Source organism: Streptomonospora nanhaiensis, assembly GCF_026642255.1.
In the GTDB taxonomy this organism is placed as follows: domain Bacteria; phylum Actinomycetota; class Actinomycetes; order Streptosporangiales; family Streptosporangiaceae; genus Nocardiopsis; species Nocardiopsis tropica.
Genome location: NZ_CP113264.1, coordinates 4,814,624 through 4,838,475 on the forward strand (window position 1 = coordinate 4,814,624; position 23,852 = coordinate 4,838,475).

Genomic DNA, 23,852 nt, shown 5'->3' on the forward strand with positions numbered 1-23,852 from the left:
ACGACGAACCCGGACGGGGCCCCTCCTCACCCGGTTCCGAGCACGACCGAGACCGAACCCGCCCGGGCGCCGAGCCCGGGCGGACCACTGAGGAGGGGCCATGAGCACCGTCGGACAGATCCTGTACACCCACCCGGAGGACCCCGAGGGGGTCGGCGCGAAGATCACCGCGTGCGTCGAGGCCTGCGGGGAGTGCGCGCAGGTGTGCACGGTGTGCGCGGACGCCTGCCTGGGCGAGGAGACGGTGGCCGACCTGGTCGCCTGTGTCCGCACCGACCTGGACTGCGCTGACATGTGCGCCGTGACCGGCCGCGCGGTCTCCCGCCGGACCGGCGAGGAGGACGACGTCCTGCGGCTCCTGCTGGAGGCCTGCGCGGAGGCGTGCCGCAAGTGCGCCGAGGAGTGCGAGAGGCACGCCGGGGAGCACGAGCACTGCCGCCTGTGCGCGGAGGCGTGCCGCCGCTGCGAGCAGGCGTGCCGGGAGCTGCTGGCCGCTCTCTGAGGCCGCGGACGCTCCGACGGAAGGGGGAGGCGATGGACGGGCCGATGCCGACAGGGGTGGCCGTGGTCGCGGTGGTCGCGGCGCTGCCGGTCGTGGTGTTCTTCTTCGTGCTGTGGGTCATCCGCTGGGACACGATCCGCAAGCAGCGGGCCGTACGCTCGCCCGACTACTGGAAGGAGCGGCCGGACGGCCGGCGCTACCCGACCGGTTGGGGCGAGTCCCGGGAAGGAAGTCCTCCGGAGGAAGGTGACGGGGCCGACGCCCCGCCGGAGAGCGGCCCGCCGGGACGGGACCCGGATCAAGGCGGGGAGCCGCCGGAAGGGTCCGGTGGGAAGGAAGGACCTGAGGGTTCCGGGCGCGGAGGCGGGCCGGAAGGCCCCGAGGGGCCCGGCCGGGAGGGCGGACCGCCGGAGCGGTAGTGGTCCGACACGCGGCACCGGGCCGCCGGGAGGGCCGGAACAAGGCACGGAGGGCCGAGCGGACACCGGTCCGCGCGGCCCTGCGCCGTGTCAGACGCGGTCGGCGGGGAACCCGCCGGTGGCGACCGGACCCCAGCGCCTCGGGGTGATCCGGACCAGGGCCTTGCCCTGCCGGCGCATCGCCTCGCGGTACTCGTCCCAGTCCGGGTGCTCGCCGGAGATCACCCGGAAGTACTCGACCAGGGGCTCCACGGCCTCCTCCCCGTCGATGACCTCGGCGTCGCCGTCGATCTGGACCCACGGGCCGTCGAAGTCCTCGGAGAGCACCACGATGCTCACCTTCGGGTCGCGGCCGGCGTTGCGGGCCTTGGCGCGCTCGGGGTAGGTGGAGACCACGATGCGGCCCTCGGTGTCGACCCCGCAGGTGACCGGCGAGGCCTGGGGGCCGCCGTCGGCCCGGCGGGTGATGAGGAGCCCCCGGTGGCGGGGGCGGGCGAACTCCAGCAGACCGTCGAGGTCGACCTTGGTGTTGGTGGCGATCGAAGGGCTCATCTTCTCGCTTTCGCTGCTCAGGGTGTCCGCGTTCCGCTCACGAACCGGGTCAGCCTAGTGCTCCGCCGAGGGGCGAACCAGGCCCTGGCAGACCGTGTCACGGACCGGGCGGGGCCTGGTGCGGCCGAACGCCCTGCCGGGGCCGGTCCCGCACGCGCCAGTCCCGGCCCATCCGGTCGACCAGCTCCCCCGCCGCCTTGCGGAGCGGGCTGCCGCGCAGCCACACCAGCTGCACCGGCATGGCCAGGCCGTTCCTGAGGTTCTCGAACTCCATCACGCGCACCGCCCCGGCCGCGGCCCTGGCCCGCACGACCGGCAGCGGCAGGTTGGCCCAGCCGACCCCGCGCTCCACCAGGCCGAGCGCGGTCTCCACCGAGTTCGCGCGCCAGTAGGCGTCCGAGACGACGAGCCGCCGCTCCGTCAGCTGCCGCTCCAGGCTGGACACCACGATCTGGCGGGCCCCGGCGAGGTCCTCCAGGCGCCGCAGGTCGGCGGGGATCCCGAAGGTCTCCACGGAGGCGGACGCCACCGCCACGAACGTCTCCTCCGCCACATTGAGGAACACCTCCTCCCGGTCGTTGCGGGTGCGGGCGAACATCAGCGCCAGGTCCACGGTCCCCGAGTGCAGCTGCTCCCGGACGTCGTCCTGCGGGGCGTCGGCGATCTCCACGGAGAGCAGGGGGTGGCGCGCCGCGATCTCCGCCACCGCGTCCAGGAGCGGCCGGTGGTCGACCCCCGCCGACACCCCGACCGTGAGCGTGCTCTCCAGGTCATCGGAGAGCTCGACCGCGTGGGCCTGGAGCAGGCGCAGCCTGCTCGCGACCAGCCGGGCGTGCGGCACGAGGGCCTGCGCCCGCGCCGTGGGGACGGGCTCGCGCCGGGAGCGGTCGAACAGCGGGTAGCCGAGTTCGGCCTCGATGTTGGCGATGCCCATGCTCACCGCAGAGGGGACCCGGTTCAGCGCGCGTGCGGCGGCGGAGAAGGAGCCGTGGTCGACCACGGCGAGGAAGAGGTCGATGTTGTCGCTGGAGAGGCCCACGTTCTGTCAACCGATCTGAAAGAAGCTGACTTTTTCCATCACCGTAGCTGACGTTAGCGTCGGACCCTGTTGCATCCGGAAGATCCCGAAAAGAGTGCGAAGTGCAAGGTCTGAAGCGCAAGCTGGTGTACGTGGGCGGCTACGAGGTCATCGGCTTCGCCGTGGGCACCGCCGTGATGACGGCCCTGACAGGAAGCGGTCCGGGGACGACGGCCCCGCTCGCGATCATGATCGCCACGGTGGCGGCCCTGTGGAACATGGCCTTCAACTACCTGTTCGAGGCGTGGGAGCGCCGGCAGGTCAGCCGCGAGCGCACGGTGGGGCGCAGAATCCTGCACGCGGTCGCGTTCCAGCTGACGCTGGTGTGCTACCTGATCCCGCTCATCGCGTGGTGGCTGAACATCAGCCTGGTCCAGGCGTTCCTGCTGGACCTGGTGTTCATCGTCTACATCCCGTTCTACACGTTCGGCTACAACTGGGCCTTCGACAAGATCTTCGGGCTGCCGTCCTCCGCCATCGCGGAGCCCGTTCCGGGGGCGGAAGGTGTAGTCGGGGACGGGACCGGGGTTGCCGAGCCCGCCGAGGAGCCCGCGCCTGTGGCCGAACGCCCCTGAGTGCGGCGGCCGAGGCGATCGCCCTCCCCGATCCTCGCAAGGCGCGGGGAGCAGCGCGGCTTGATGGGCTTGATCAGCTCCGGGTCGGGTCCATCCCCGCATGCGCGGGGAGTAGGTGATGACCCAGCGGGCGCCCTGGAGGCGGCCGGGTCCATCCCCGCGTGCGCGGGGAGCAGCACGACAAGGAGTGCCGCCGTGGCTGAGTCCAGGGTCCATCCCCGCGTGCGCGGGGAGCAGTCCTCGAAGGACAGCCGGAGCTTGCTGTCGACGGGTCCATCCCCGCGTGCGCGGGGAGCAGACGACTGCCGCCGTTTCGGGCAGAACAAGAAGTGGTCCATCCCCGCGTGCGCGGGGAGCAGGACGCCTTCCCGCCCCGGATGGGCGCCGAGCAGGGTCCATCCCCGCGTGCGCGGGGAGCAGAGCTCGGGTGTTTGCGGCATGGTGGTTCTCCTGGGTCCATCCCCGCGTGCGCGGGGAGCAGCCAGGACGTGTGGCACAACACCCTCAAGCCGCTGGGTCCATCCCCGCGTGCGCGGGGAGCAGGGCGAGCTTGGACAGCCCCGGGACATGTGCCGGGGTCCATCCCCGCGTGCGCGGGGAGCAGCTCACGGATGCACCACGGCCCGCGCCAGTAATCGGGTCCATCCCCGCGTGCGCGGGGAGCAGTACTGCAACCACCGGCCCGACCCCGGCGAGTAGGGTCCATCCCCGCGTGCGCGGGGAGCAGTCGCCTACCTCGCCGGACCCGGGCAGGGCGAGGGGTCCATCCCCGCGTGCGCGGGGAGCAGGAGGGGGTGGCCGTGCGTCTGGTACTGCTCGTGGGTCCATCCCCGCGTGCGCGGGGAGCAGCAGGTCGGAACGGCGACGCTGTGGATCGCCGAGGGTCCATCCCCGCGTGCGCGGGGAGCAGTCCGAGGAGCTGCAACCGGAGATCCTGCCGGTGGGTCCATCCCCGCGTGCGCGGGGAGCAGATCGCGGGGTTCCTCGGCGTCGAACGCAACACCGGGTCCATCCCCGCGTGCGCGGGGAGCAGGCTGTGCGCCGGCGGGCCCAGATCGAGCAGCGGGGTCCATCCCCGCGTGCGCGGGGAGCAGGGGGTGGTCTCCTTGGCGTGGCGGGGGGTGTCGGGTCCATCCCCGCGTGCGCGGGGAGCAGGTCTTGTGCCCTTCGGCCACCTCGACGCAGTCGGGTCCATCCCCGCGTGCGCGGGGAGCAGTCTTCGGGGACGAAGTCGAAGCCGGGCTCGTCGGGTCCATCCCCGCGTGCGCGGGGAGCAGATTGAGCACGAGGTCCGCGTCGGCATCTGGCCGGGTCCATCCCCGCGTGCGCGGGGAGCAGCGGAGGCTGAGGGGTCCCCCGCGCCGACGCCCGGGTCCATCCCCGCGTGCGCGGGGAGCAGTCGAAGCCTAGGGCGTCCGAGGCGGTGTCGCCGGGTCCATCCCCGCGTGCGCGGGGAGCAGGAGGTCGCCGCCGTGGCTGAACTGATCTCGCTGGGTCCATCCCCGCGTGCGCGGGGAGCAGTGGGAGCTGAAGATCGCCATCTATCCCCCGGCGGGTCCATCCCCGCGTGCGCGGGGAGCAGCCCCACAGCTGGAGCTGTGGGGGCGTTCGTGCGGGTCCATCCCCGCGTGCGCGGGGAGCAGAGTCGATGACCTGGCAACTTACCAGTGACAAGCGACTGATTTTCCAACTTCTCGAGAAACAGACACCGACCCCAAAGCACTCACCTCGGACATGAAGCTCATCTTCCCCCGAAACGCCGCCGCTTCGACGCCTTGCTCCACCCGGTCTTCGGCACCTGAGCGGCTTCGACCGCCGCCTTGCGGGGACGGTGTATGAGGGTCAGCCCCTCGTGGTCCACCGGCTGCCAGTGGTGCTCGAAGGTCTCGAAGGTGAACCCCTGCTCGGAGTCGTTGCTGTACGCCAGCAGCGCCCTGCCGTTCCCCGCGTACTCCTTCACCTCCGCCCACAGCGCCTCCCTGACCCTCCGCGACGGGTTGCCGATGAACACCCCGGCCGAGATCTCCAGCAGCCACCGGGTGAGGAAACCCCGCAGCCCCGGCGGGCACTTGGTGAGGACGACGACGGTCACCAGACCACCTCGTGGGAGTAGTCGCGCCCGGCTTCGAGCAGCTCGCCCCGGTCGCCCACCAGTCCGACCTCGTCCGCCTCGCCCTCCCGGCCGTCGTCCGCGTCGTGCCCCTGACCCAGCAGAAGCCTCTTGATGTCGTCGACGCACCGGTCGAGCAGCTTCTCCTGGCTGATCCGGTCCCGCAGCAGCCGACGCGTCACCCCGTCCACGTCCTCCTCGCCCTGCGCCGCCGCGTCGAAGGCCACCGGGATGCCGATCTCCACCTTGTACAGGTCGGCGACGTCCATCACGAACCCCCGTTCGTGCCCCGAGTGGACGAAGCCCAGCCCCGGGCTGCACCCGAGCGCCGTCGCCACCGCGTGCGCCACCCCGTAGAAGCACTGGGCGGCCGAGGTGATCGCCTTGTTCGGCGCGTCGGAGTTGTCGTGGTGTCCCGGCGTATAGCGCCGCCCGTGCCAGGGCACACCCGTCCGCTCCGCCTCGGCCCGGTAGCACGCCTGGACCCTCTTTCCCTCCTTTCCGAGGAGTTCCTGGCGGCCGAACCGCTCCACGTCCAGGTCGGGGAACCGCATCCGGTACATCGCCCGAGCGACGTCGAGGCGGCTCTGCCGGTTGGCCCAGGCCTTCGCCTGGGCCTCCACCAGGTGCGAGGAGCGCGTCAGGCCGCGGCCGGCCGCGTAGAAGCGCACCCCCTGCTCTCCCACCCACACGACGCTGGCCCCGCACTCCCCCAGGACGCTCATCGCCTGATGGGTCACCCTCGTCCCCGGCCCGAGGAGGAGGGTGCCGATCGTGGCGCCCGGGATGTGCCGCACGCCCTCGCCGTCCTCGGCGGTGATCGCGTTGTCGTCGCGGTGGACGACGCACCGCTCCAGGTAGACGAAGGAGAGCCGTTCGCCGACCCTGGTCAGTTCGCGCGGTGTGGACGCGCGCCGCTTGCTCACCGTGGTCATCGGCCCACCTGCGCCAGGGTCATCAGGCCGCAGCCGTACGCCTTGGCCCGTCCCAGGCCGGCGCACAGCACACGGCGCAGGGCGTCCGGGTCGGTGACGGTCAGCCTGCCGTCGAAGGTCGCGGTCACCAGGGGGACGCGCATACGGGACCTCCCCTTCTTCTCGGGACGGGGGTCGGCCTTGTCGAACCCTGTTGCGTCACGCCCGTGGACGACCAGCTCGTGTTCGTCCTCGCCCGGAATCAACTGCTGGTCGACCGGCCTGCGCACGATCTCGAAACCGTTCGCCTCCTGCCGCTGCAGCAGCCACCCCGCCTGGTGCCGGGGGGTGACGTGGGCGGTGACCTTGGTCGGCTCCCCGTCCTTGCGCCGGATGCTGTGCACGGGGTTGGCGGTGAGCCGGAACGCCCACGTCTGCCCTGCCTCCAGCCTGCCCAGGAACCCGCCGTAGTCGTGGGTCTGCCATCCGTCCCCCTCCGCCTTGGGCCACCCCGCCTGCTCCACCAGGTGGGTCAGGTCGGGCGCGGCCGGGCTCACGACGTACAGCAGCACCTCCGCCCTGGCGTTGCGGTCCACCCGCCACAGCACGCGCGGCGCCCCCGCAGCCCCCTGGTTCCCCGGGTCGCCCGGGAGCAGGTCGGGGAAGCCGCCCAGCACGGCGGCGTGCACGGCCTGCGGCGAGGACAGCAGCTTCCTGCTTCCCGGCCTGTTGGTGTTGAACCGGAATCGGGTGAGGTACATCAGCTGCCTCCCAGTGCGGACACGGGGTCGTGGTCGGGGGGTGCGGCGCGGCGGACCAGCGGGTTCGGCACGTGCACCGCCCCCGGGGTCACCGCCCGCAGGGCGTAGCGCCGGTGCAGGGGGTTGAAGCTGAGCGGCAGGTCGCGCAGGGTGTCGGCCCGGGTCTCCCCCGGCGCGGCGTCGACGAGGGTGCTGAGCTCCACCAACTCCTCCCCCTTCCGGCGCCGCTGGAGCTGGAACCAGCGGGCGGCCTGCCAGGGCGTCCGCTCCAGGACGTCCTCGACCGTGCCGTCGACGGGGGCGCCCAGGTCCACGGGCCGCGCGGGCGGGCACGAGCGCCGGCCCAGGTAGGGCAGGTACACGGGTTCGCGGACGGCCCGGTACAGGTCGGCGACCAGTTCGGGGTCGCCCTCGACCGCCGCCACGAACACCGCGTCGGACAGGTAGAAGCGCTCCGACACCGGCATGGAGACCCCGGTGACCAGGTGTTTCGCGGTCTGGTAGTCGCGCACGCGCACGCCGGGCTGGTCCACGCGCACGCCGAACCGCAGCGCGGCCAGGTCGGAGAGGTCGGCGGTGCGGTCGCGTCCCAGGGCCGCGGCGAGCAGGCCGACGATCCCGCTCTTGGTGGGGGCGTTCTCGGTGCCCCGGCGGGCGAACCGGGACGCCGACCCCCACGCCTGGAGGGGGCCGGCCAGGACGAGGGGCAGGGCACTCATGCCGTCGGCGCCTGACGCTGCGCGACGGCCGCGCCGACCTGGATGACCAGCTCGGGGAGGGAGACGACGGAGCCCAGGCCGGAGAGCTTGGCGGTGCGCTCCCCCACGTGCACGACCCAGGTGTCCACGCCGTCCTCGGCTCCGTAGGCGCGCTCGACCTGGGAGACGTGGTCGGCCAGGCGGGCGCTGGCCTCGGCCACGTGTCCGGCCCCGGACGTCACCGGCTCCTCGAACGCCCCCACGAAGCTGATCGGCCGGGAGTCGCGCAACTTGACGACAACCGCGTCGGGCAGGGTGTGGTTGCCGAAAGTGTTGATCTTGCCGGTGGGCAGCGACTCCACGAACCCGCGCACGAACGCCTCGACGGCGCGGCGCAGCGGTTCGGTGACGGGCTCGTCCTCGCGCAGCCCCTCCCCCAGGTTCTTCTTGAGCAGGTCGACGTCGACGGCCGCGTACCGGTACAGGGTGGCGGAGTTGAACTCGACGGTGCCGATCATGCCCGCCCCGGTGTCCTCCTCCGGGTTCCGGTCGTCCACGGCCGTGTAGTAGTCGGACTCGTTCTCGACGGCGTGGACGCTGATGGCGTGGGCGACCTGCGCTGCTGCGTCCACGTTGATGTCGGCGCCGTCCGCGACCATGCGCCCGAACAGGGCGATGTCCACCGAGTGGCGGGTGTCGGCGACGGACTTGGCGCGCGCCTTGTTCTCCTTCTCCTTGAGGAACGCCTTGATGTCCTCGCGACCGTCGAGCGCGAGTGCGGCCAGGCCGTCCCGCTGCTGGGCGCTGAGGAACATCAGGTAGGCGGACTCGGGGGCGGGCTCCTTCTCGCCCTTCTTCTTCGCGGCGTCAGCCTTGCGCTTGGGCACCTCGATCTTGGAGCCGGTGGCCGTCTGCACGGTCTCCGCCGCGAGGACGAGCGCTTCGGCCTCCTCCACCGAGGGGTCGAGTTCACGGATGCGGGCGGCGATCAGCTCGGCGACGCGCTTGGTCCGGGTGCCCAGGTCCTGTGGGTCGAGGAGGGCGTCGAACGCGAGCCGGGTGGCGCGCTTCCACGCCTGGCTGGAGACGCGGGACCGCTTGACCCCGCCGTAGACGGCGGTCTTGGGGGCGCCGGTGTCGTCCCTGTTGAGGTTGCTGGGCGGCACGGTCTGCAACACGTGCACGTCGAGAATGGTGCGGCTCATGGTGGTGTCCTCATCGTCTTGTCGGTGCCCGTCAGGGCACGTGGGAGGGGTCGGCTGACAGCGCTGCCGGGGCAGCGCGAGGGATCTGCTGGTCGCCCCGGGGCTTGTGCGGTCCGCCGGGGGCGGCGGTGTTCAGCTCTCCGGGGCGGCGTCCGGACCGTCCCCGTCCGGGGTACCAGGTTCGGCGTCCTGTGCGGCGCCGTCCGCACGCTCGGGCCGGTGGGCCTGGAAGCCGCGCCCCCAGGCCCGGCGCACCCGGGCGGCCCCCGCCGGAGTGCGGGCGTCGTGGAGCTGGTCGGCGAGGAGCCCGTAGTCGAGCGGGATGTCCTCGGTGCGCAGGAGGCTGACGATGCCGCGGAGCCGGTCGAGGCGGGTGGCGTGGTCGGCGGCGCTCCCGGCCTGCACGAACCTCTTGCGCAGGGGCTCGTCGATGTCGCCGCCGGGCATGAGGCGGCGCACCGCGCCGCCGAGCCCGCTGCCCCGCTTGTGCATGCCCCGCTCCCTCTTGGACTGCTGGTGCAAGGCGTAGAGGGTGAGCGCCTCGTGGGCGGCGGCCTCGGCCGCCTCGGTGCGGGGGGCCTCGACCGGGAAGGTCTCGTAGAAGCGGTGGTCGAGGGTCAGCCCCACCAGCTCCGGGACCGCCTCGATGGGCTTGCCCGCTCCCCGGCGCAGCTTGGCCAGGGTGGAGACGGCCGCGGAGAGGTCCTTGAGGTAGCCGCCCTGGAGCGCGCGGACGCGCTCGTCCACGAACGTGCCGACCTCACGGAGGTCGGGCACGTAGGCCGTGTTCGCGGCGGCGCCCTTGCGGGCGGGGGTCGATGTGCTGGTGGTGGTCACTGCTGCGTCTCCGGGTCGTCGGGGGTGGCCATGGGGAGCGCCCTGCGCAGTCCCGAGCGGAAGCGCAGGTCGGCGCGGGAGGCGCTGAGCCAGACCGAGCCGTTCTTGGTGGCGACGACCCGCCCGGTCCAGGCGGCCTCACCGGCGGATACGAGGAGGTCGTCACCGATGCCGGACACGATCTGGCGTGCCGTGAGCTGCCACTGGCGGCGCTGTTCGGCCGGGTAGAGCGGGTTGTCGGAGGGGCGCAGGTCGCGCAGCCACTTGCGGAAGGGCTCGTCCAGTGCGGCGAAGCCCCGGTCGCGGGCGGTGGCTCGGGGCGCCTCGGTCGCCGCGCCCGCCGCCTCGGCCAGTGCGGTGGCCAGGTCCCCCAGGACCATGACCGCCTCCTCGGCGTCGTTGACGGCGTCGACGGCCGTCTGACCGAGGGTGCTGTCCTGCTCGTTCAGCAGGACCACGGGCATGGCGACGGTGTCGTCGACGATCTCGTCGATGACCGACTGCTGGGTGCCGTAGACCGCGCCGACCAGGCGCGTGCGGATGAGGAAGCCCTTGTCCAGGAACCCCTCCACGGTCAGGCGCGCGATCCAGTCCAGAACCCGGGGGCGCACGACCTTGGCGGCCTCGCGGCGCTGTTCCGCGCCCCGGACACGGCCGGTGACCAGGGCGGCGAGGCCGCGCCAGGCGCTGCGGGCCGGGTCGTGGTCCCGGGGCAGGTAGACCTGCTCCTCACCGAGCTTCTTCTCCTGGGCGGGGCTGCGCCGCCAGGCGGTCATGGGTTCGCGGTCGTGCTTGTTGCGCGGGGTCAGAGGGTCGCCGTAGGCGAGCAGGACGCCGTGGACGGCTTCGCCGTCGTGGTGCAGGCGCACCCTTCGGCTCTGCCAGGTGTAGAGGTCGCGCAGGCCGTGGGGGCGGGTCTGGGCCTCCGCTCCCCCGAGAGCCTCGGCGGTGGCCGGGGGCCGGCGCCAGGCGGGGAGGTCGTCGGGGCGCGAGCGCAGGTTGTCGGTGTCGTGGGGCAGCAGGTTGAGGAGGAGGGTGGCGCGCAGGTCGTCGCCCTCCACGTAGACCCCGCCGAGGTTCCCGGCCCAGCCCACCCCTTGCGGGTAGACCTTGCCGCCCTTGACCCGGGGGTCGCCGACCACTCCGGACTTGATCCCCGAGGTGTCGTAGGCGTGGGCGTGCAGAAGCCAGCGTGCGGCCTCGGCGAAGCCCAGGCGTTCGGCGCCGTTCGCGCGCATGGTGAAGAAGCGCGCGTTGTTGGGCACGTCGGCCACGATCGGATCGAGGGAGGAGTACTCGCCCTTGGTCGTGCGCAGGTCCGGGACCTGGAGGAAGGGCGTGGTCGGGTGCAGCAGGTCGAGGCGGTCGCGGTGCTCGTGGAGATAGTCGCGGACGCGGTCCGTGGGGAGGTCTCCCTCGCCTCCGTTCCACAGGTCGGCCCAGTCGTCGATGTCCTCCGGGCCGTCGATCGCGTCGTGCAGGACGGCCAGGAGCAGCCGCAGGAGGGAGAAGTCCTGGGTGGGCACGTCGCCGACCAGGCGCCGGACCTGCGGGGCCTGCTCGAAGATCTCGGTGAGGGAGAGTTCGGCCTCGGTCCCGTCGAGCCGCTGGACGGGGATCCAGGGCCTGCTGGTCAGGTCGAAGGAGGGCGGGGGCGTCGGTGGGGACGCGTCTGGCGAGGGTGACGCTGGCCCGGAGGCGTCAGTCGGCACGGTGGACCTCCAGTCCGTCGGTCGGGGTGTAGTGCAGCCGGAATCCGGCGAGTTCGGCGCGGTCGTCCTCGTCCAGGAAGAGGACGAGTTCCTCGGCGATCCAGTGGGCGTCCTTGGTCTGCCAGGCGAGGACGAGGTCGGTCTCGAGTTCGGCGATGGCCCGGTCCAGCTCCTTGGGGAACGTGAACTGGTAGGGCAGCCGCAGTGCGGAGGCGGCCAGGGCCCGCGCGGAGGCGGGCGGCGGCGCGCTGTCGGTGGGCAGGTCCAGTCCGCCGCGTTCGTCGGCCAGCCAGGGGACGGTGGTCACTGTGCCGTCGGCTGAGCGGCGGGCGACCAGGACCTCCAGGCTGTCGCGGGTGTCGCGGACCTGGGCCTTGCCGGCCTGGGTGTCCTCGGCGTCGCCGACCCCGGCCTCGATCCAGCCGATGAGCGCCCGCCCGTCCCGGGCGGCCGGTTTGAGCAGGAAGGTCTGGGCCTTCTCGCCCTTGCGCGCCTGCTCGGTCTCGTGGGCCCTGAGGGCCTGGGCCATCGCCTCGTCCCAGGTATCGGGGGCGATCGACCCGTCGCCGTAGGCGTCCTGGACCAGGGGGCTGATGTCGTCGGGGAGGCGGACGGTGCGGGCAGTGCCCGCGTCGGCGGGCTCCGCCTCCAGGCGGGTGCGGAGCACCGCGAGAGCACGCAAGAGGGCGTACTCGCCGTAGACCGTCCGCGAGCCCCGGACCGGCGTGGGCGGCGCCTCGCCCCAGTCCACGCCGGTGACCAGGCAGCGGGCCCGGCGCACGCGCTCGGGACGGTCGGACTGGTCCTGCCCGCGCGGGTGGCGGTGGAGGCGGCCCATGCGCTGGAGCATGAGGTCGACGGGGGCGAGGTCGGTGACCAGGAGGTCGAAGTCGACGTCCAGGGACTGCTCCACGACCTGGCTGGCGACCACGATGTGGCGGGCGGGACGTTTCCCGCCGAGATCGGCGACCTTGGCGGGCGGCCCGTAGTCGGCCACCAGGGCGTCGTCGTTGGCGGCGCGATCCAGGGCGAGGAAGCGCGAGTGGGTGACGGTGACCGTGTCGTCTCCGAAGTGGGCGCGCAGGTGCGCGGCGGCCTCGTGAACGCGCGCGACAGTGTTGCGTACAACCAGGGCGCAACCGCCGTCCGTCAGGGCCTCCTCCAGGCGTGTGGTGAGAACGTCCAGGTCGTCGGCCAGGGGTTCCACGACGACGTCGGTCGCGCGACCGGAGGCGGCGGGGGTGTGCAGGCGGGGCGCGGCACCGGTCTCGGCCGTGGTGATCAGGGGGTAGGCGCGGGCCTTCCCGACCTCGTCATACCCCTCCCCCGACGTGCCGGTGTAGGCCTCGGCCAGCTCGCGCCTGCGCCGGGCGGGCAGGGTCGCGGAGAGGACGACGACGGGGACGCCGTACCTGCCGAGCCAGGAGAGGGCTCGGTCGAGGTAGGCGTTCATATAGGTGTCGTAGGCGTGGGCCTCGTCGATGACGACGACCTTGCCCGCCATGGCGAGGTGGCGCAGGGCCAGGTGCTTGCTCTTGAGTCCGGTGAAGAGGAGCTGGTCGACGGTGCCGACGGCGAAGGAGGAGAGCATGCCCTTCTTGCGGCCCCGGAGCCAGCGGTGGGCGGTCAGGGCTGCCGGGGCGCGGCGCCCGGTGCCGGAGCCGCTCTCCCCGGCATCGCGGTCGATGTCGCTGGCCAGGCGGCGTCCACCGCCCATGAGCTGCGTGAACTCCTCGTTCAGGTGCGCCTTGGAATGGGCGAGGAACACCGAGGCTGCCTCGTCCGGCATTCCGGGGAGGCGTTCGAGCCAGGTGAGGTAGCGCTCGAACATGGCGTTGCTGGTGGCCATGGTCGGCAGGGCGACGAAGCAGCCGCCCGCGCCGGACCGGGCCGCGAAGATCTCGGCGACGGCGAGGGCGGCCTCGGTCTTGCCCTCGCCCATGGGCGCCTCGACGATCATCAGGCCGGGGCCGGACATCTGCCGGGCGGCCTCGACGGCCTGCTCCTGGACAGGGCGGACGGTCGCGTCCTCGGGGAGGTCGAAGCGTTCCGAGAAGAGTTCCGCCGCGGTGCCCCCGGGCTCCTCGGCCTTCCACTGCCGGGGGAGGGCAAGGAGGCGCCAGGCCTCGCGGGTGCGCTCGGGGTCGGTGCTGCGCTCGCCCGGGAAGTAGGGGAAGAAATCGGAGTTGCTGGCGATCCAGTCCGCGACGATGACCAGCGCGCTGAGGAGGACCTGCACGGTCTGCGGGAGCTTGAGCGACTTCCAGTCGGAGAGGCGTTCGGCCGCTCCGGTGATCCGGGCGGCGGTGTCGAGGAGTTCGGTCTGGGCCGTCGACCAGGCGGTCTCGTGGCCGGGGGTGCGCAGGAGCTGGGGGTGCCGGTCGAGTTCGGCGATGGCCGAGTAGCCGGGCTGGACGCCGTGGTGGCCGCCGGCGACGATGGTGAGCTGGTGGGTGTCGCGGGGGTTCCAGCCGTGGTGGTCCACGAGCCAGTCACGCAGGATGAGCTGACCGGCGATGCCGTGGGGGGCAAGGTTCCGGTCGGGCATCTGCTTCTGGAGGGGCATTTCCAGACCGTGCGCGCGCATGTCGTCCGCGAGGTGTTCGACCTGGCAGGCGAAGGCGGGCGTGGCCTTGCCGATGTCGTGGGTGGCGGCGAGCCAGACCGCAAGGAGGCGGGCGTCGTCGGGGCCCTGCGGGAGCGCGGCGCTGACGTGGTCGCGCACCTGGGCGGGAAGCCATGCGTCCCAGAGCTTGTCCGCGACGGCGGCGCTGTCGGCCATGTGGCGGTGCAGCGGAAGCCAGCCGTCGGACTCGAAGTCGTGTTTGGCCCACACTGCGCGAGCAGCAGGGGACAACGTGGCAGCCCAGGTCAAGGGCTGTCCGGGAAGGGTCATGCCGGATATTCAACCGAACCCGGGTGAGGTTTCGCGGACTTTCTCGAACATTAGTCCGACCACTTTTGGCCAATTGCTACTCGTGGGTTTAGCCACGGAATCGGGACTCTTGTGGTATCTGGTCCCGTGAGTGTCGCACGAGGCAGGGGTAACCGGGATGGGTGGTGGGGGCACGGGTCCATCCCCGCGTGCGCGGGGAGCAGGTCCAGGAGCTTGGTGGCGTGCTCCTGGCTGCGGGTCCATCCCCGCGTGCGCGGGGAGCAGCATCTACGACCTGTAGGAACAGGCCCGGACGGGGTCCATCCCCGCGTGCGCGGGGAGCAGCAACCTGGGTGACTCCCCGATGATCTGGGCCAGGGTCCATCCCCGCGTGCGCGGGGAGCAGACCCTGGCCAATGGCCGCATCACAGATCAAGCGGGTCCATCCCCGCGTGCGCGGGGAGCAGGTCAGGTAGCGCATCTTCGGGTCGTGGTGGGGGGGTCCATCCCCGCGTGCGCGGGGAGCAGATTTCCATTGCCGGAACCGGGACCGTCCAGACGGGTCCATCCCCGCGTGCGCGGGGAGCAGCGGTCGTCGCCCACCCGCCGGGCGTGGGCGACGGGTCCATCCCCGCGTGCGCGGGGAGCAGAGCCGCAGCAAGCGAGCCGCTGGCGTTGTCGCGGGTCCATCCCCGCGTGCGCGGGGAGCAGGCCGCCGCCTCCCGGACCTGGGGATCGCTGAAGGGTCCATCCCCGCGTGCGCGGGGAGCAGAGCCCGGCGCTGATGGCCTCCCTGATCTCGCTGGGTCCATCCCCGCGTGCGCGGGGAGCAGTCGGTCCTGGCGGTGCACAACGCCCGTCTGCCGGGTCCATCCCCGCGTGCGCGGGGAGCAGGACTACGAGATCACGGTGCGGCCCGGCGCGGAGGGTCCATCCCCGCGTGCGCGGGGAGCAGCTGTTCGCCCATCGGTCCAGGTGATTTCCCAGGGGTCCATCCCCGCGTGCGCGGGGAGCAGTGGGGCCGGGGTGCGATCCCGGCCCCGCCGCCGGGTCCATCCCCGCGTGCGCGGGGAGCAGTTCTCGCCACCGGCGGGGGCGGACAGGAAGGCGGGTCCATCCCCGCGTGCGCGGGGAGCAGCAGCTCATCCAGGGCGGTGCGGAGGTCGCGAGCGGGTCCATCCCCGCGTGCGCGGGGAGCAGCCACCGACGCCGAGCAGGAGTCCGGCGGTCGGGGGTCCATCCCCGCGTGCGCGGGGAGCAGAGTCGATGACCTGCGAACTTACCAGCGAAAAGCAGCCGTTTTTCCAACTTGTCGAGAAACAGCCATCAGGAACACCGACACCCATACCGCATACCTGAGCACACACGAGAACAAAACCGCACTTCAATCACTCTTCCGCACTTCGCGGATGAAAGCATCCCACTCCCTGACAGGGAAGGCAAGAAAACCGATCTCTGGATGCTTGGAGTCTCGCATCGCCGTGGCATCGTCCAGGTCGGATACCTCGACGCACGCGGCCTCGCTCTGGGAGTAGCTCGACTTCCGAAAGATCGCCTGGTCGATGAGCCGGGATTCCGATGACTGCATCCGGTTAGTCCTTGTTCTGCTTGTGCTCCCGAGCAATGCTCCGAAGCAGTCCGAGGGTAGGTTTGCCGTCGTCCAGAGCGGACGTGCGGAGTCGGTTAAAGGTCCCTGCGTAGTGCTCGATGTTCTCATCGCTCGACATGAACATGTGAGACGAGGGTCCTTGGAGGTACACGGTCACAAGTCCGTGGTGGTCTACTCGCAACACGGAAAACGAAGCGAGGGTCAGCGCAGCGTGGGCGCCAGCACTGTACGGGAGCACCTGGCACGTTACGTTCGCCAGGGAGGCCAGTTCGATGAGGTGGTCGAGCTGGTTCGCCATGAGACTCCCACTGCCTATGCGCTGCCTCAAAGCGGCTTCTGCAACGATTATCCACACTTCGGGAGCCTGGTCCTTGGTGAGAATCTCCTGGCGCGTGAGTCGGACCTGAACCTCGCGATCGAGATCACTGTCCGGACGCATCGTTGCCTCGATGACAGCGCGAGCATAGTCTTCCGTCTGGGCCAGTCCTGGAATGAGTTGCGACTGGTACATCTCGATGGAAGTCGCCTGAGCCTCGATGTTGGCGTAAGACCTATAGCTCCGCTCCAGCTCGTATGGCTGCCAGCGATCGGGCTCGCGCGCCTGCTTTCGTAGCGCAAGAAGCCGATCAAGTTGGCCTTCTGCCTCGTACAGGCCCAGCAGTCGCTCGATCGCCGCAGCGCCCGGAACAGCGCCGCCGTCACCTGGCGTCTCCCAACGGGAGAGGCTACTGGGCGCTGTACGCATAGCCTTGACCACATCCCCGAACTTGCGGGCACCGCGGAGCTCTCGTAGCTCCTGCGCCAGTTGCCACTGCGCGAGCGTTGGGTTGTCAGCCATGCTTCGATGATGCCCTTCTTCACAACCCGGGACAAAATTCGCCACTTTCAAAAGCTACTTGCAAATGCTCATGGCGTTCAGTTTACTGGTGCCAAGCTCTTCACTGCATCAGGGAGGCGTCATGGCAGTTGGCAGGACTGAGCGTGCGACTACGAGCGGAGATGGCCCCGTCTCGAGGTGGGAGCGGTACGGGGAGCGGGTGCGGGCGGCGCGCGAGCGGCTCGACCTTTCCGTCGAGTACGTCGCCAAGAAAGCCCTGACGTACGCGAACATGGTCCGCGACATCGAGGCCGGCACCTCCGAGCCGGACAGCACCGTCATCCGGCACCTGGACAAGGTCCTGGAAGCGGAGGGCGTCCTGTGGGACGCCTGGGCGCAGATCTTCCTCAGCTCCCGGCTCCAGGCCGGGGCGACTGTGGCCGACCTCCTGTTCCACACCTACCAGGTCCGCCACTACGCGCCCCTGGTCCTGCCCGACGGCTACCTGACCGAGGAGTACGCCCGAGCCCTCCTCCAGGCGGAGCGCCCGATGGAGTCGAGTTCCTTCCTCACCGACCGCCCGGCGGTGCGCGAGGTCTCGGGCCTGTTCTCCGGAGCGCCCTACTACTGCCTGATCGTCGACGAAGCCGCGCTCACCCGGCCTGTCGCCCCGCCCAAGGTCATGCGCGAACAACTGATCCACCTGCGCAAGCTCGCCATGACGGACAGCGTCACCGTCCACGTCATCCCGGAAGGCACGGCTCCCCACCCCGGCCTGCGCGGCGCGTTCTGGACCCTGTCCTTCTCACCCCGGCACAACCTGGCCTACACCCCGCTCCCCCACGGTCCCGGCCACCTCGTCACCGACGCCACCCAGGTCAAGAGCTACAGCGACCTCTTCGCCACCCTCCAGGGCGTCTCCCTGCCCGCCGCGAGTTCCCTGCGTGTCCTGGACGAGGCGATCGAACGCTTCCCGGACAAGCCCAGGCCGCGTGCCATCACGACCGGACCCGCCGACGACGGGATCGGCTCGGCGCTTCGTCCCTCGCAGAGCACGGCCACACCGGTCTGACAGCCGCGCCCCCGTGTCCCTGGCCGGACACACGAATGCCCCGGCGGGTGTTAAAAGCACCCCCAGGGCTCGGCCAGCACCCATCACCCCTTAACGAAGGAGATGCCGACATGACCATTGTGCCGCAGCCCCCTGCAGCCTCCCCCGCCCCGGCTGTGCCCTGCCCACGTTGGGAACCGCGCCTGTACCCAGGAACCCTGGCCACCACCAGCCGGGTCCGCTCCGACCTGCGCACCGACCTGGGCCGGCTCACCGGGATCAAACCGGATCTGGTGGAGACCGTCGTACTCTGCGCGAGCGAGATGTTCGCCAATGCCGTCGAGCACTCACGGTCGGGCGAGGAGGAAGGGCGGGTCATTCGCACCCTGGCGGTTCCCGCCGCTTCCCTGGCCGGGGCCGCCCTGCGCCTGTCGATCATCGACGACGGGGTACGGGTCTCCCGCCCCCGGATTCCTCGCCAGCGAACCCGCGAGGAGTGGCAGGAAGCCGAACGCGGGCGCGGCCTGCTCCTCGTCGACCACCTGGCCACGGCGTGGGGAGCCCGCCGGGTCGTGGACTTCCCCTTCTGCGAAGGACTGGGCACCGTGATCTGGGCCGAGTTCGCCCTGGCCCCCGCTTCGAGCCCCGGGGACGGACGATGACCATCTCCTCCGCACGGTTGGCTCCCGGGGTCCGCTCCGTCCTGGACGCGCCCCGGGGACAGCGCTTCTCACATCCGCGAATTCCTGCCGTCTCCGCCAGGGAAGAGCTCCTCCTCGCCCAGATGGGTGACAACCCGCGCGTGGCCTATCGACAGCGCCACGGGATCCTGCCCGCGTGGATGGAGGTCCAGCACGCCCGCCTCTCCCTCGCCGCCGTGGAGACGCGGACTGCGGCCCCGCCGACTCGCCCCCGTCATCGCTCCCATCGCAAGGTCTGTGAAAGCGGAAGCCTTGGCCTGGCCCTGTGCTGCCACGTCCTCGCGGCGGCACTCGGGGCCTTCGCGCACCACGTGCTCTCGCCCCTTCTCTGACGGGTCACCCCCGTGTCGGGGGCAGGCGGCAGGATTCTGGGGCTCTGATTTCCGACCTGGAAGGAAAGCCTGCCACTGCTAGAATCCATACCGACGACAAGGCCTCCCCGGGCCGGACACACCTCCACCGGGGAGGCTTTTTTCATGCCCGGGACCGACGATCCAAGGGTGTCAGCTCTCCTTTCCGGTGCCGTTCACGCCGGCGCGTGACGTCGGCGGGGAAGGGACCGCCGGTCAGCCATTCATGCAGAGGAGTCCCATGTCAGACGTCTCCGTGCGCCTCGCACACACCGCCGATCACCTCGTCGTGGAGCGGCTGTGGCTGATGTTCAGCCATGACATGTCGGAGTTCCGCGGGCTGCTACCCGGCCCGGACGGGGCCTTCCGCGGCGAACGACTCCGGGCGGCCTTCACCGACTCCGACTGGGCGCCGTACGTGGCGATGATCGGAGACCAACCCGTCGGCTTCGTGTTCGTGCGCGGGCTGAGCGGACCGGAACGGGTGCTGAACAGCTTCTTCGTGGTGCGGGGCGCGCGAAGGTCAGGGGTGGGGCTGCGTATGGTCCGCGAGGTCGTGGCCAGGCATTCCGGGCCGTGGGCGGTCGCCTTCCAGGACGCCAACACGGCCGCGGTGCGGTTCTGGCGCCGGGCCGCGACGGAGATCGCCGGTGACGCCTGGTCCGAGGAACGCCGGCCGGTGCCGGGGCGGAAGGACATGCCTCCTGATGTGTGGATCTCGTTCGACACATCCGTCCGGAGCGGAGGCTGAGCCAGCGGAACGGCTGGGGCTCGTGGATGGCAGCCCATCCCCGCGTGCACGGGGAACAGTCACCGGTCGCGGGGCCACGCTCGATGATGGCGGGTCAATCCCCGCGCGCGCGGGGAGGCAGGTCACCGTGTGGACGAATTACGACCCGGCGTGGGGTCCATCCCCGCGTGCGCGGGGAGCAGCGTCCAAATGCCAGACGCGACCTGCTTGACACCAGGTCCATCCCCGCGTGCGCGGGGAGCAGGGACGTCGCGGAGAACCACGTTCAGGCGGGTCGGGTCCATCCCCGCGTGCGCGGGGAGCAGTCCGAGGACTGGAGCCTGTGCGGGTTGCGCCTGGGTCCATCCCCGCGTGCGCGGGGAGCAGCTGCGCCGGTACAGGGACGCGGTCCGCGTCCCGGGTCCATCCCCGCGTGCGCGGGGAGCAGCTGGCAAAACACGCTCCGGAGGTCGCAGAGGAGGGTCCATCCCCGCGTGCGCGGGGAGCAGGGCCGGGCCGCCTGGTCCTGGCTCCAGCCCGCGGGTCCATCCCCGCGTGCGCGGGGAGCAGCTAGTAGATGAGTGACTATGGCTGCACCCGATGGGTCCATCCCCGCGTGCGCGGGGAGCAGGATAAGCCAGCGTTATCGGCGGCTAGACATTGGGGTCCATCCCCGCGTGCGCGGGGAGCAGGTTCCGTCATTCCGTTTCCGTTCCGTCATTGTGGGTCCATCCCCGCGTGCGCGGGGAGCAGCCGCCGACACCCGTGCAGGACCGGGCACCGGTCGGTCCATCCCCGCGTGCGCGGGGAGCAGTCGGTAGGTTGCGCACAACCGAAAAGTTCCGTAGGTCCATCCCCGCGTGCGCGGGGAGCAGGTCGTGGTTCACGATTATCGAGACTGACGATTGGGTCCATCCCCGCGTGCGCGGGGAGCAGGTGGTCCAACTCGCCGACCACCTGAACATGTGGGGTCCATCCCCGCGTGCGCGGGGAGCAGTACCAGGATGCTTGACGTACTACGTCTAGTGAGGGTCCATCCCCGCGTGCGCGGGGAGCAGCGGGACATAAAGGCCAGTTCCGGTCACAGATCGGGTCCATCCCCGCGTGCGCGGGGAGCAGTGAAAACGACGGCGGCGGCCCTGCCGACGGCGGGGTCCATCCCCGCGTGCGCGGGGAGCAGGTCGATGACCTGCGAACTTACCAGCGACAAGCAGCCGATTTTCCAACTTCTCGAGAATTAGACACTCGGAACGAAACACAGGAAAGGCCCATTGTCACCCACACGCCCATATGACACCCCAACATTCCCATGCTCACACCCGAAGCAGCGCCACAGGGAACTCTCCCATACGTCGCGAACAGTTCCAGGCCGCCGCCGGTCAACCCATCCTTCGATGAGCGCGAGGAAACGACTCCGCCCACCACCGAACGCCAGAAGTACAGACCACACGCCAGAGTTCAGCCGTCACCATGTTCAACGGACGGAGAGAGTCGCCCCTCCGCCAGATCACGCAGCGCCGCCAGGTGACCGTCGAAGGCCCTCCTCCCCAGGGAGGTCAGGGACACCGTCGTGGTCCGGCGCGCATCCCCACGGGAAGCCGAAGCGGACTTGGCGGTGCGCACGTAGCCCAGGTCGACCAGACTGCGGATCGTCTTGGACAGGTTGGCCTCGCTCAGCCCCAGGGCCGAACGGAGAACCGCGAAGTCGGCACTGTCGACAGGGCGCAACAGTCCGCAGATGCGCAGGCGGTTGGGCGCATGGATGGCGTCGTCGAAGCGGGGATCAGCGGCCACTGCGCAGCTCGGTGTCGTAGAAGCGGTCGTAGACACGGCATCCGGCCAGCACCATGACGAAGGTGAAAACGGCGACGGCGGCCACCCACGGCCGCATGCCCATGAGCGTCAGCGCCTGGGAGAGACCGAGGAGCACCACGATGGCCACCCCCACCACGATCAGCACCCCGAGGCTCCGCGGACCTGCCGTGCGGCTGATCGCCAGTCCGGTCCGCTTCTGGTAGGCGAGCACCAGGAAGATCAGCGAGACGCTTCCCGCGACGACGACCATGCTCTGCACGAACGGCGTGGGGGCCGCAGGAGAGGCCACGAAGGCGGTGGTGATGGCCGCGAGCGCCGGATAGAACCAGGGCGGCGTGACGATGTGGTCCGCCAGCGTCGAGCGGTCGGCGTTCAGCGTGTCGAGGGCCTCCCGGGCGGCGTCGGGGGTCCTGTCGTGGGGCGACTCATGACTTTCCATGGAGTTAAGTGTTTCACTTGCCTTCGAGTTAAGCAAAGTGACGATGGACTCAGACCGCCCGCTCCCGCCTCCTCGACACCTGGGAGCGCACTCCTTGGGGCATGGTCCTCGCGTCTAGATCTGGCAGGCGTGCCGGTACAGAAGGGCCTCCGCGAGGTTCAACCGGCGGTCGCTCTCGTCGCGGAGGGGAGGAAGAATGAGCGTGGTGATGCCCAGCGCCACGGCACCGCCGTCATGGGTGTGCCGGTCGCCGACCATCAGCGCCTCGTCGGGGCGGGCGCCCGCCATGCTGAGCGCGGCCTCGAACAGACGCGGGTCGGGCTTCTCGGCCCCCTGTTCACAGGAGAGCGCGTAGGCGTCCACGTACGCGCCGAGGCCCGCGGACTCGAACCTGGGACGTATGTCGACGTGGATGTCGCTGACGATGACGGTTCGGACACCGGAGGCTCGGGCGCGGGCGAGGAACGGGAGGGCGTCCTCCGCGAAGCGGTCGTGTCCGGGGTCGGATTCCACCCGGTAGAGCGCCTCGGCGAGCTCGTGGTCGAGCCCCGCGTCGGCCAGGACCTCCATGAAGACGCGCCGGTGCAGGGCCGGATCCGCGTCCATACCGGGGCTGAGCAGGCGTTTGTCGGCGTTCACCGCGTCGAGGCGCTCGAGGATCGGGGCGGCGTCGACCGGGGAGGCCGAACGCCCGACCTCTTCGAGAGCGGTGGTGATCCACTGCTCCGGGCTCAGGGTCACGGCCAGGGTGCCGCGCCAGTCCACCAGCACCGCGGTGAAGGCGCCCGCACGCTCGTCGGTCCTGTGGTCGGTGGAGGAAGGGAAGGGCTCCTGCGGCGGAGGGTTCGCCGACACGTCGCGCATGCGGTCATCGTAGCGACGCCCCTTCTCGGCGTTCGGACACGGCGAGCGCGACGAGGACGGCGAATCCGAGACGCGAGACTATCCCGAGCGGACGGATCCACATTCGCGCCGGCGTCCGCGTCCCCGGAAGGCCACCGGAACGCCTGCCGAACGGACAGCCGTGAAGCACGGTATCCGTCCGGCAGGGCCGCCCGAGATGGGTCTACGGCACGGTGTACCCGGCGGCGCGGAACACCTCGTACCACTCGGGCCGGGTCAGCGGTATGTCCGAGCCCTGAGCCGCCGCGGTGACGCGTTCCGGCGTGGTGGTGCCGATGACCACCTGCATCCGCGCGGGGTGCCTGGTGATCCACGCGGTCGCGATCGCGAGCGGCGGCACGTCGTACTTCGCCGCGATTCGGTCGATGACCGCGTTCAGCTCCGGGAAGCGCGGCGAGCCGAGGAACGGCCCGTCGAAGAAACCGGCCTGGAACGGGGACCACGCCTGCAGGGTGATGTCGTGCAGCCGGCAGTAGTCGACGAGGCCGTCGTCGCGGCTGACCGACTGCTCCAGCCCCTGCATGTTCGCGGCCACGCCCTGGGCGATGAGCGGCGCGTGCGTGATGGAGAGCTGCGCCTGGTTCGCCACGATCGGCTGCCTCACGTACCGGCGCAGCAGGTCGATCTGTCTCGGCGTGTGGTTGGAGACGCCGAAGGCGCGCACCTTGCCGGCCTCGGCGAGGTCGTCGAACGCCCGCGCCACCTCCTCCGGCTCCACGAGGGCGTCCGGCCGGTGCAGCAGCAGGATGTCGATGTAGTCCGTGTCGAGGGCCTTCAGCGAACCGTGCACCGTCTCCATGAGGTGCTCGTAGGAGAAGTCGAAGTACGGGCCGTCGGTGACGATCCCGGCCTTGGTCTGGATCACCAGCTGTTCGCGCTCGGCAGGGCTCAGCCGCATCGCCTCGGCGAAGCGGCGCTCGCAGCCGTGCGGTTCGCTGCCGTAGATGTCGGCGTGGTCGAGGAACGCGATGCCCGCGTCGATCGCCGTGCGGACGAGGGTGCGTACCTCCTCGTCGGTCTTCTCCTGGATGCGCATCAGACCGAGCACCACGTTGGGTGCGGTGATCTTGGTGCCGGGCAGAGTGAAGGTCTTCATGCGCAACTCCCTATCACGGGCGGAAGGCGCAGTGCCGTGCCTGCGTGCGGTAGGACACGAGTGCCGCGCCGGAGCGCACGCGGCCGGGGCGGGCGGGTGGTGG

At 70.9% G+C, this 23,852-nt stretch carries 23 protein-coding genes and 3 CRISPR repeat arrays; of the genes, 7 read left to right on the forward strand and 16 right to left on the reverse strand.

What is annotated here, in order from left to right; all coding sequences use genetic code 11:
- Positions 1–100 precede the first annotated feature (100 nt).
- Together OUQ99_RS21000 and OUQ99_RS21005 are read left to right on the forward strand one after the other, a co-directional pair.
- On the forward strand, positions 101–502 hold the full coding sequence (locus tag OUQ99_RS21000) for a four-helix bundle copper-binding protein (protein ID WP_267945502.1): 402 nt from the start codon (positions 101–103) through the stop codon (positions 500–502).
- Positions 503–534: 32 nt separating this feature from the next.
- Complete coding sequence (locus tag OUQ99_RS21005; RefSeq protein WP_267945503.1) at positions 535–921, forward strand: hypothetical protein; 387 nt, start codon at positions 535–537, stop codon at positions 919–921.
- A gap of 90 nt (positions 922–1,011) precedes the next feature.
- On the opposite strand, the gene OUQ99_RS21010 is transcribed toward OUQ99_RS21005, so the two are convergent.
- Both OUQ99_RS21010 and OUQ99_RS21015 read right to left on the reverse strand, forming a co-directional pair.
- Positions 1,012–1,473 (reverse strand): PPOX class F420-dependent oxidoreductase, encoded by a 462-nt coding sequence (locus tag OUQ99_RS21010; protein ID WP_267945504.1) that lies wholly within the window; start codon positions 1,471–1,473, stop codon positions 1,012–1,014.
- 97 nt (positions 1,474–1,570) lie between these two features.
- Entirely contained in the window at positions 1,571–2,512 is a 942-nt protein-coding gene (locus OUQ99_RS21015; protein ID WP_267945505.1) for a LysR family transcriptional regulator, read from the reverse strand.
- Between the two features lie 101 nt (positions 2,513–2,613).
- Here OUQ99_RS21015 and OUQ99_RS21020 point away from each other — a divergent pair, with 101 nt between their 5' ends.
- Entirely contained in the window at positions 2,614–3,126 is a 513-nt protein-coding gene (locus tag OUQ99_RS21020) for a PACE efflux transporter (RefSeq protein ID WP_267945506.1), read from the forward strand.
- A gap of 86 nt (positions 3,127–3,212) precedes the next feature.
- A CRISPR array of direct repeats spans positions 3,213–4,769; the repeat unit is 29 nt; unit sequence GGGTCCATCCCCGCGTGCGCGGGGAGCAG.
- A 98-nt stretch (positions 4,770–4,867) separates the two neighbouring features.
- On the opposite strand, the gene cas2e is transcribed toward OUQ99_RS21020, so the two are convergent.
- From cas2e to OUQ99_RS21070, 10 genes are all read right to left on the reverse strand, one after another.
- Positions 4,868–5,218: a type I-E CRISPR-associated endoribonuclease Cas2e gene (cas2e, locus tag OUQ99_RS21025; RefSeq protein WP_267945507.1), complete on the reverse strand. Its 351-nt coding sequence runs from the start codon at positions 5,216–5,218 to the stop codon at positions 4,868–4,870.
- The gene (cas1e, locus tag OUQ99_RS21030; protein WP_267945508.1) at positions 5,215–6,171 is read right to left on the reverse strand and encodes a type I-E CRISPR-associated endonuclease Cas1e; all 957 of its coding nucleotides are present in this window, start codon (positions 6,169–6,171) and stop codon (positions 5,215–5,217) included. Before cas1e ends, cas2e begins: the two co-directional genes overlap by 4 nt.
- Positions 6,168–6,911 (reverse strand): type I-E CRISPR-associated protein Cas6/Cse3/CasE, encoded by a 744-nt coding sequence (gene cas6e, locus OUQ99_RS21035; protein ID WP_267945509.1) that lies wholly within the window; start codon positions 6,909–6,911, stop codon positions 6,168–6,170. Before cas6e ends, cas1e begins: the two co-directional genes overlap by 4 nt.
- Positions 6,911–7,630 carry a type I-E CRISPR-associated protein Cas5/CasD gene (cas5e, locus tag OUQ99_RS21040; protein ID WP_267945510.1) on the reverse strand — a complete coding sequence of 240 codons (720 nt, stop codon included), beginning with the start codon at positions 7,628–7,630 and terminating at the stop codon, positions 6,911–6,913. The genes cas6e and cas5e overlap by 1 nt, the downstream gene beginning before the upstream one ends.
- Positions 7,627–8,814 carry a type I-E CRISPR-associated protein Cas7/Cse4/CasC gene (gene cas7e, locus OUQ99_RS21045; protein ID WP_267945511.1) on the reverse strand — a complete coding sequence of 396 codons (1,188 nt, stop codon included), beginning with the start codon at positions 8,812–8,814 and terminating at the stop codon, positions 7,627–7,629. Before cas7e ends, cas5e begins: the two co-directional genes overlap by 4 nt.
- A gap of 132 nt (positions 8,815–8,946) precedes the next feature.
- Complete coding sequence (gene casB / locus OUQ99_RS21050) at positions 8,947–9,651, reverse strand: type I-E CRISPR-associated protein Cse2/CasB (RefSeq protein ID WP_267945512.1); 705 nt, start codon at positions 9,649–9,651, stop codon at positions 8,947–8,949.
- Positions 9,648–11,363 carry a type I-E CRISPR-associated protein Cse1/CasA gene (casA, locus tag OUQ99_RS21055; RefSeq protein ID WP_267945513.1) on the reverse strand — a complete coding sequence of 572 codons (1,716 nt, stop codon included), beginning with the start codon at positions 11,361–11,363 and terminating at the stop codon, positions 9,648–9,650. Before casA ends, casB begins: the two co-directional genes overlap by 4 nt.
- Positions 11,353–14,259 carry a CRISPR-associated helicase Cas3' gene (gene cas3 / locus OUQ99_RS21060; protein WP_267945514.1) on the reverse strand — a complete coding sequence of 969 codons (2,907 nt, stop codon included), beginning with the start codon at positions 14,257–14,259 and terminating at the stop codon, positions 11,353–11,355. Before cas3 ends, casA begins: the two co-directional genes overlap by 11 nt.
- A gap of 174 nt (positions 14,260–14,433) precedes the next feature.
- Positions 14,434–15,499: a CRISPR direct-repeat array (repeat unit 29 nt; unit sequence GGGTCCATCCCCGCGTGCGCGGGGAGCAG).
- 123 nt (positions 15,500–15,622) lie between these two features.
- The gene (locus OUQ99_RS21065; RefSeq protein ID WP_267945515.1) at positions 15,623–15,826 is read right to left on the reverse strand and encodes a DUF397 domain-containing protein; all 204 of its coding nucleotides are present in this window, start codon (positions 15,824–15,826) and stop codon (positions 15,623–15,625) included.
- A 4-nt stretch (positions 15,827–15,830) separates the two neighbouring features.
- Positions 15,831–16,685, reverse strand: a complete 855-nt coding sequence (locus OUQ99_RS21070) for a helix-turn-helix domain-containing protein (RefSeq protein ID WP_267945516.1) — start codon at positions 16,683–16,685, stop codon at positions 15,831–15,833.
- Positions 16,686–16,884: 199 nt separating this feature from the next.
- On the opposite strand from OUQ99_RS21070, the gene OUQ99_RS21075 reads away from it, so the two are divergent.
- From OUQ99_RS21075 to OUQ99_RS21090, 4 genes are all read left to right on the forward strand, one after another.
- Positions 16,885–17,736 (forward strand): helix-turn-helix domain-containing protein, encoded by an 852-nt coding sequence (locus OUQ99_RS21075; protein ID WP_267945517.1) that lies wholly within the window; start codon positions 16,885–16,887, stop codon positions 17,734–17,736.
- Positions 17,737–17,846: 110 nt separating this feature from the next.
- On the forward strand, positions 17,847–18,377 hold the full coding sequence (locus OUQ99_RS21080; RefSeq protein ID WP_267945518.1) for an ATP-binding protein: 531 nt from the start codon (positions 17,847–17,849) through the stop codon (positions 18,375–18,377).
- The gene (locus OUQ99_RS21085; protein WP_267945519.1) at positions 18,374–18,748 is read left to right on the forward strand and encodes a hypothetical protein; all 375 of its coding nucleotides are present in this window, start codon (positions 18,374–18,376) and stop codon (positions 18,746–18,748) included. Before OUQ99_RS21080 ends, OUQ99_RS21085 begins: the two co-directional genes overlap by 4 nt.
- A 259-nt stretch (positions 18,749–19,007) precedes the next feature.
- Positions 19,008–19,517 carry a GNAT family N-acetyltransferase gene (locus OUQ99_RS21090; RefSeq protein WP_267945520.1) on the forward strand — a complete coding sequence of 170 codons (510 nt, stop codon included), beginning with the start codon at positions 19,008–19,010 and terminating at the stop codon, positions 19,515–19,517.
- A 30-nt stretch (positions 19,518–19,547) separates the two neighbouring features.
- A CRISPR array of direct repeats spans positions 19,548–20,676; the repeat unit is 29 nt; unit sequence GGGTCCATCCCCGCGTGCGCGGGGAGCAG.
- 278 nt (positions 20,677–20,954) lie between these two features.
- On the opposite strand, the gene OUQ99_RS21095 is transcribed toward OUQ99_RS21090, so the two are convergent.
- The 4 genes from OUQ99_RS21095 to OUQ99_RS21110 all read right to left on the reverse strand — a co-directional run bounded on the left by OUQ99_RS21095 (position 20,955) and on the right by OUQ99_RS21110 (position 23,749).
- Complete coding sequence (locus tag OUQ99_RS21095) at positions 20,955–21,290, reverse strand: transcriptional regulator (RefSeq protein ID WP_267945521.1); 336 nt, start codon at positions 21,288–21,290, stop codon at positions 20,955–20,957.
- Complete coding sequence (locus OUQ99_RS21100) at positions 21,280–21,750, reverse strand: hypothetical protein (protein WP_267945522.1); 471 nt, start codon at positions 21,748–21,750, stop codon at positions 21,280–21,282. The genes OUQ99_RS21095 and OUQ99_RS21100 overlap by 11 nt, the downstream gene beginning before the upstream one ends.
- A 114-nt stretch (positions 21,751–21,864) precedes the next feature.
- Complete coding sequence (locus tag OUQ99_RS21105) at positions 21,865–22,614, reverse strand: HAD family hydrolase (protein WP_267945523.1); 750 nt, start codon at positions 22,612–22,614, stop codon at positions 21,865–21,867.
- Positions 22,615–22,816: 202 nt separating this feature from the next.
- Positions 22,817–23,749 carry an aldo/keto reductase gene (locus tag OUQ99_RS21110; RefSeq protein ID WP_267945524.1) on the reverse strand — a complete coding sequence of 311 codons (933 nt, stop codon included), beginning with the start codon at positions 23,747–23,749 and terminating at the stop codon, positions 22,817–22,819.
- Between the last annotated feature and the right edge of the window lie 103 nt (positions 23,750–23,852).

Excerpts from the sequence above, each read along its gene's own strand:
- OUQ99_RS21000 (WP_267945502.1), top strand. The coding sequence starts at position 101 with ATGAGCACCGTCGGACAGATCCTGTACACCCACCCGGAGGACCCCGAG.
- OUQ99_RS21005 (WP_267945503.1), top strand. The coding sequence starts at position 535 with ATGGACGGGCCGATGCCGACAGGGGTGGCCGTGGTCGCGGTGGTCGCG.
- cas7e (WP_267945511.1), bottom strand. The coding sequence starts at position 8,814 with ATGAGCCGCACCATTCTCGACGTGCACGTGTTGCAGACCGTGCCGCCC.
- cas1e (WP_267945508.1), bottom strand. The coding sequence starts at position 6,171 with ATGACCACGGTGAGCAAGCGGCGCGCGTCCACACCGCGCGAACTGACC.
- OUQ99_RS21065 (WP_267945515.1), bottom strand. The coding sequence starts at position 15,826 with ATGCAGTCATCGGAATCCCGGCTCATCGACCAGGCGATCTTTCGGAAG.
- OUQ99_RS21110 (WP_267945524.1), bottom strand. The coding sequence starts at position 23,749 with ATGAAGACCTTCACTCTGCCCGGCACCAAGATCACCGCACCCAACGTG.
- cas6e (WP_267945509.1), bottom strand. The coding sequence starts at position 6,911 with ATGTACCTCACCCGATTCCGGTTCAACACCAACAGGCCGGGAAGCAGG.
- OUQ99_RS21100 (WP_267945522.1), bottom strand. The coding sequence starts at position 21,750 with ATGGAAAGTCATGAGTCGCCCCACGACAGGACCCCCGACGCCGCCCGG.
- OUQ99_RS21010 (WP_267945504.1), bottom strand. The coding sequence starts at position 1,473 with ATGAGCCCTTCGATCGCCACCAACACCAAGGTCGACCTCGACGGTCTG.
- OUQ99_RS21070 (WP_267945516.1), bottom strand. The coding sequence starts at position 16,685 with ATGGCTGACAACCCAACGCTCGCGCAGTGGCAACTGGCGCAGGAGCTA.
- OUQ99_RS21085 (WP_267945519.1), top strand. The coding sequence starts at position 18,374 with ATGACCATCTCCTCCGCACGGTTGGCTCCCGGGGTCCGCTCCGTCCTG.
- OUQ99_RS21105 (WP_267945523.1), bottom strand. The coding sequence starts at position 22,614 with ATGCGCGACGTGTCGGCGAACCCTCCGCCGCAGGAGCCCTTCCCTTCC.
- cas3 (WP_267945514.1), bottom strand. The coding sequence starts at position 14,259 with ATGACCCTTCCCGGACAGCCCTTGACCTGGGCTGCCACGTTGTCCCCT.
- cas5e (WP_267945510.1), bottom strand. The coding sequence starts at position 7,630 with ATGAGTGCCCTGCCCCTCGTCCTGGCCGGCCCCCTCCAGGCGTGGGGG.
- OUQ99_RS21090 (WP_267945520.1), top strand. The coding sequence starts at position 19,008 with ATGTCAGACGTCTCCGTGCGCCTCGCACACACCGCCGATCACCTCGTC.
- OUQ99_RS21080 (WP_267945518.1), top strand. The coding sequence starts at position 17,847 with ATGACCATTGTGCCGCAGCCCCCTGCAGCCTCCCCCGCCCCGGCTGTG.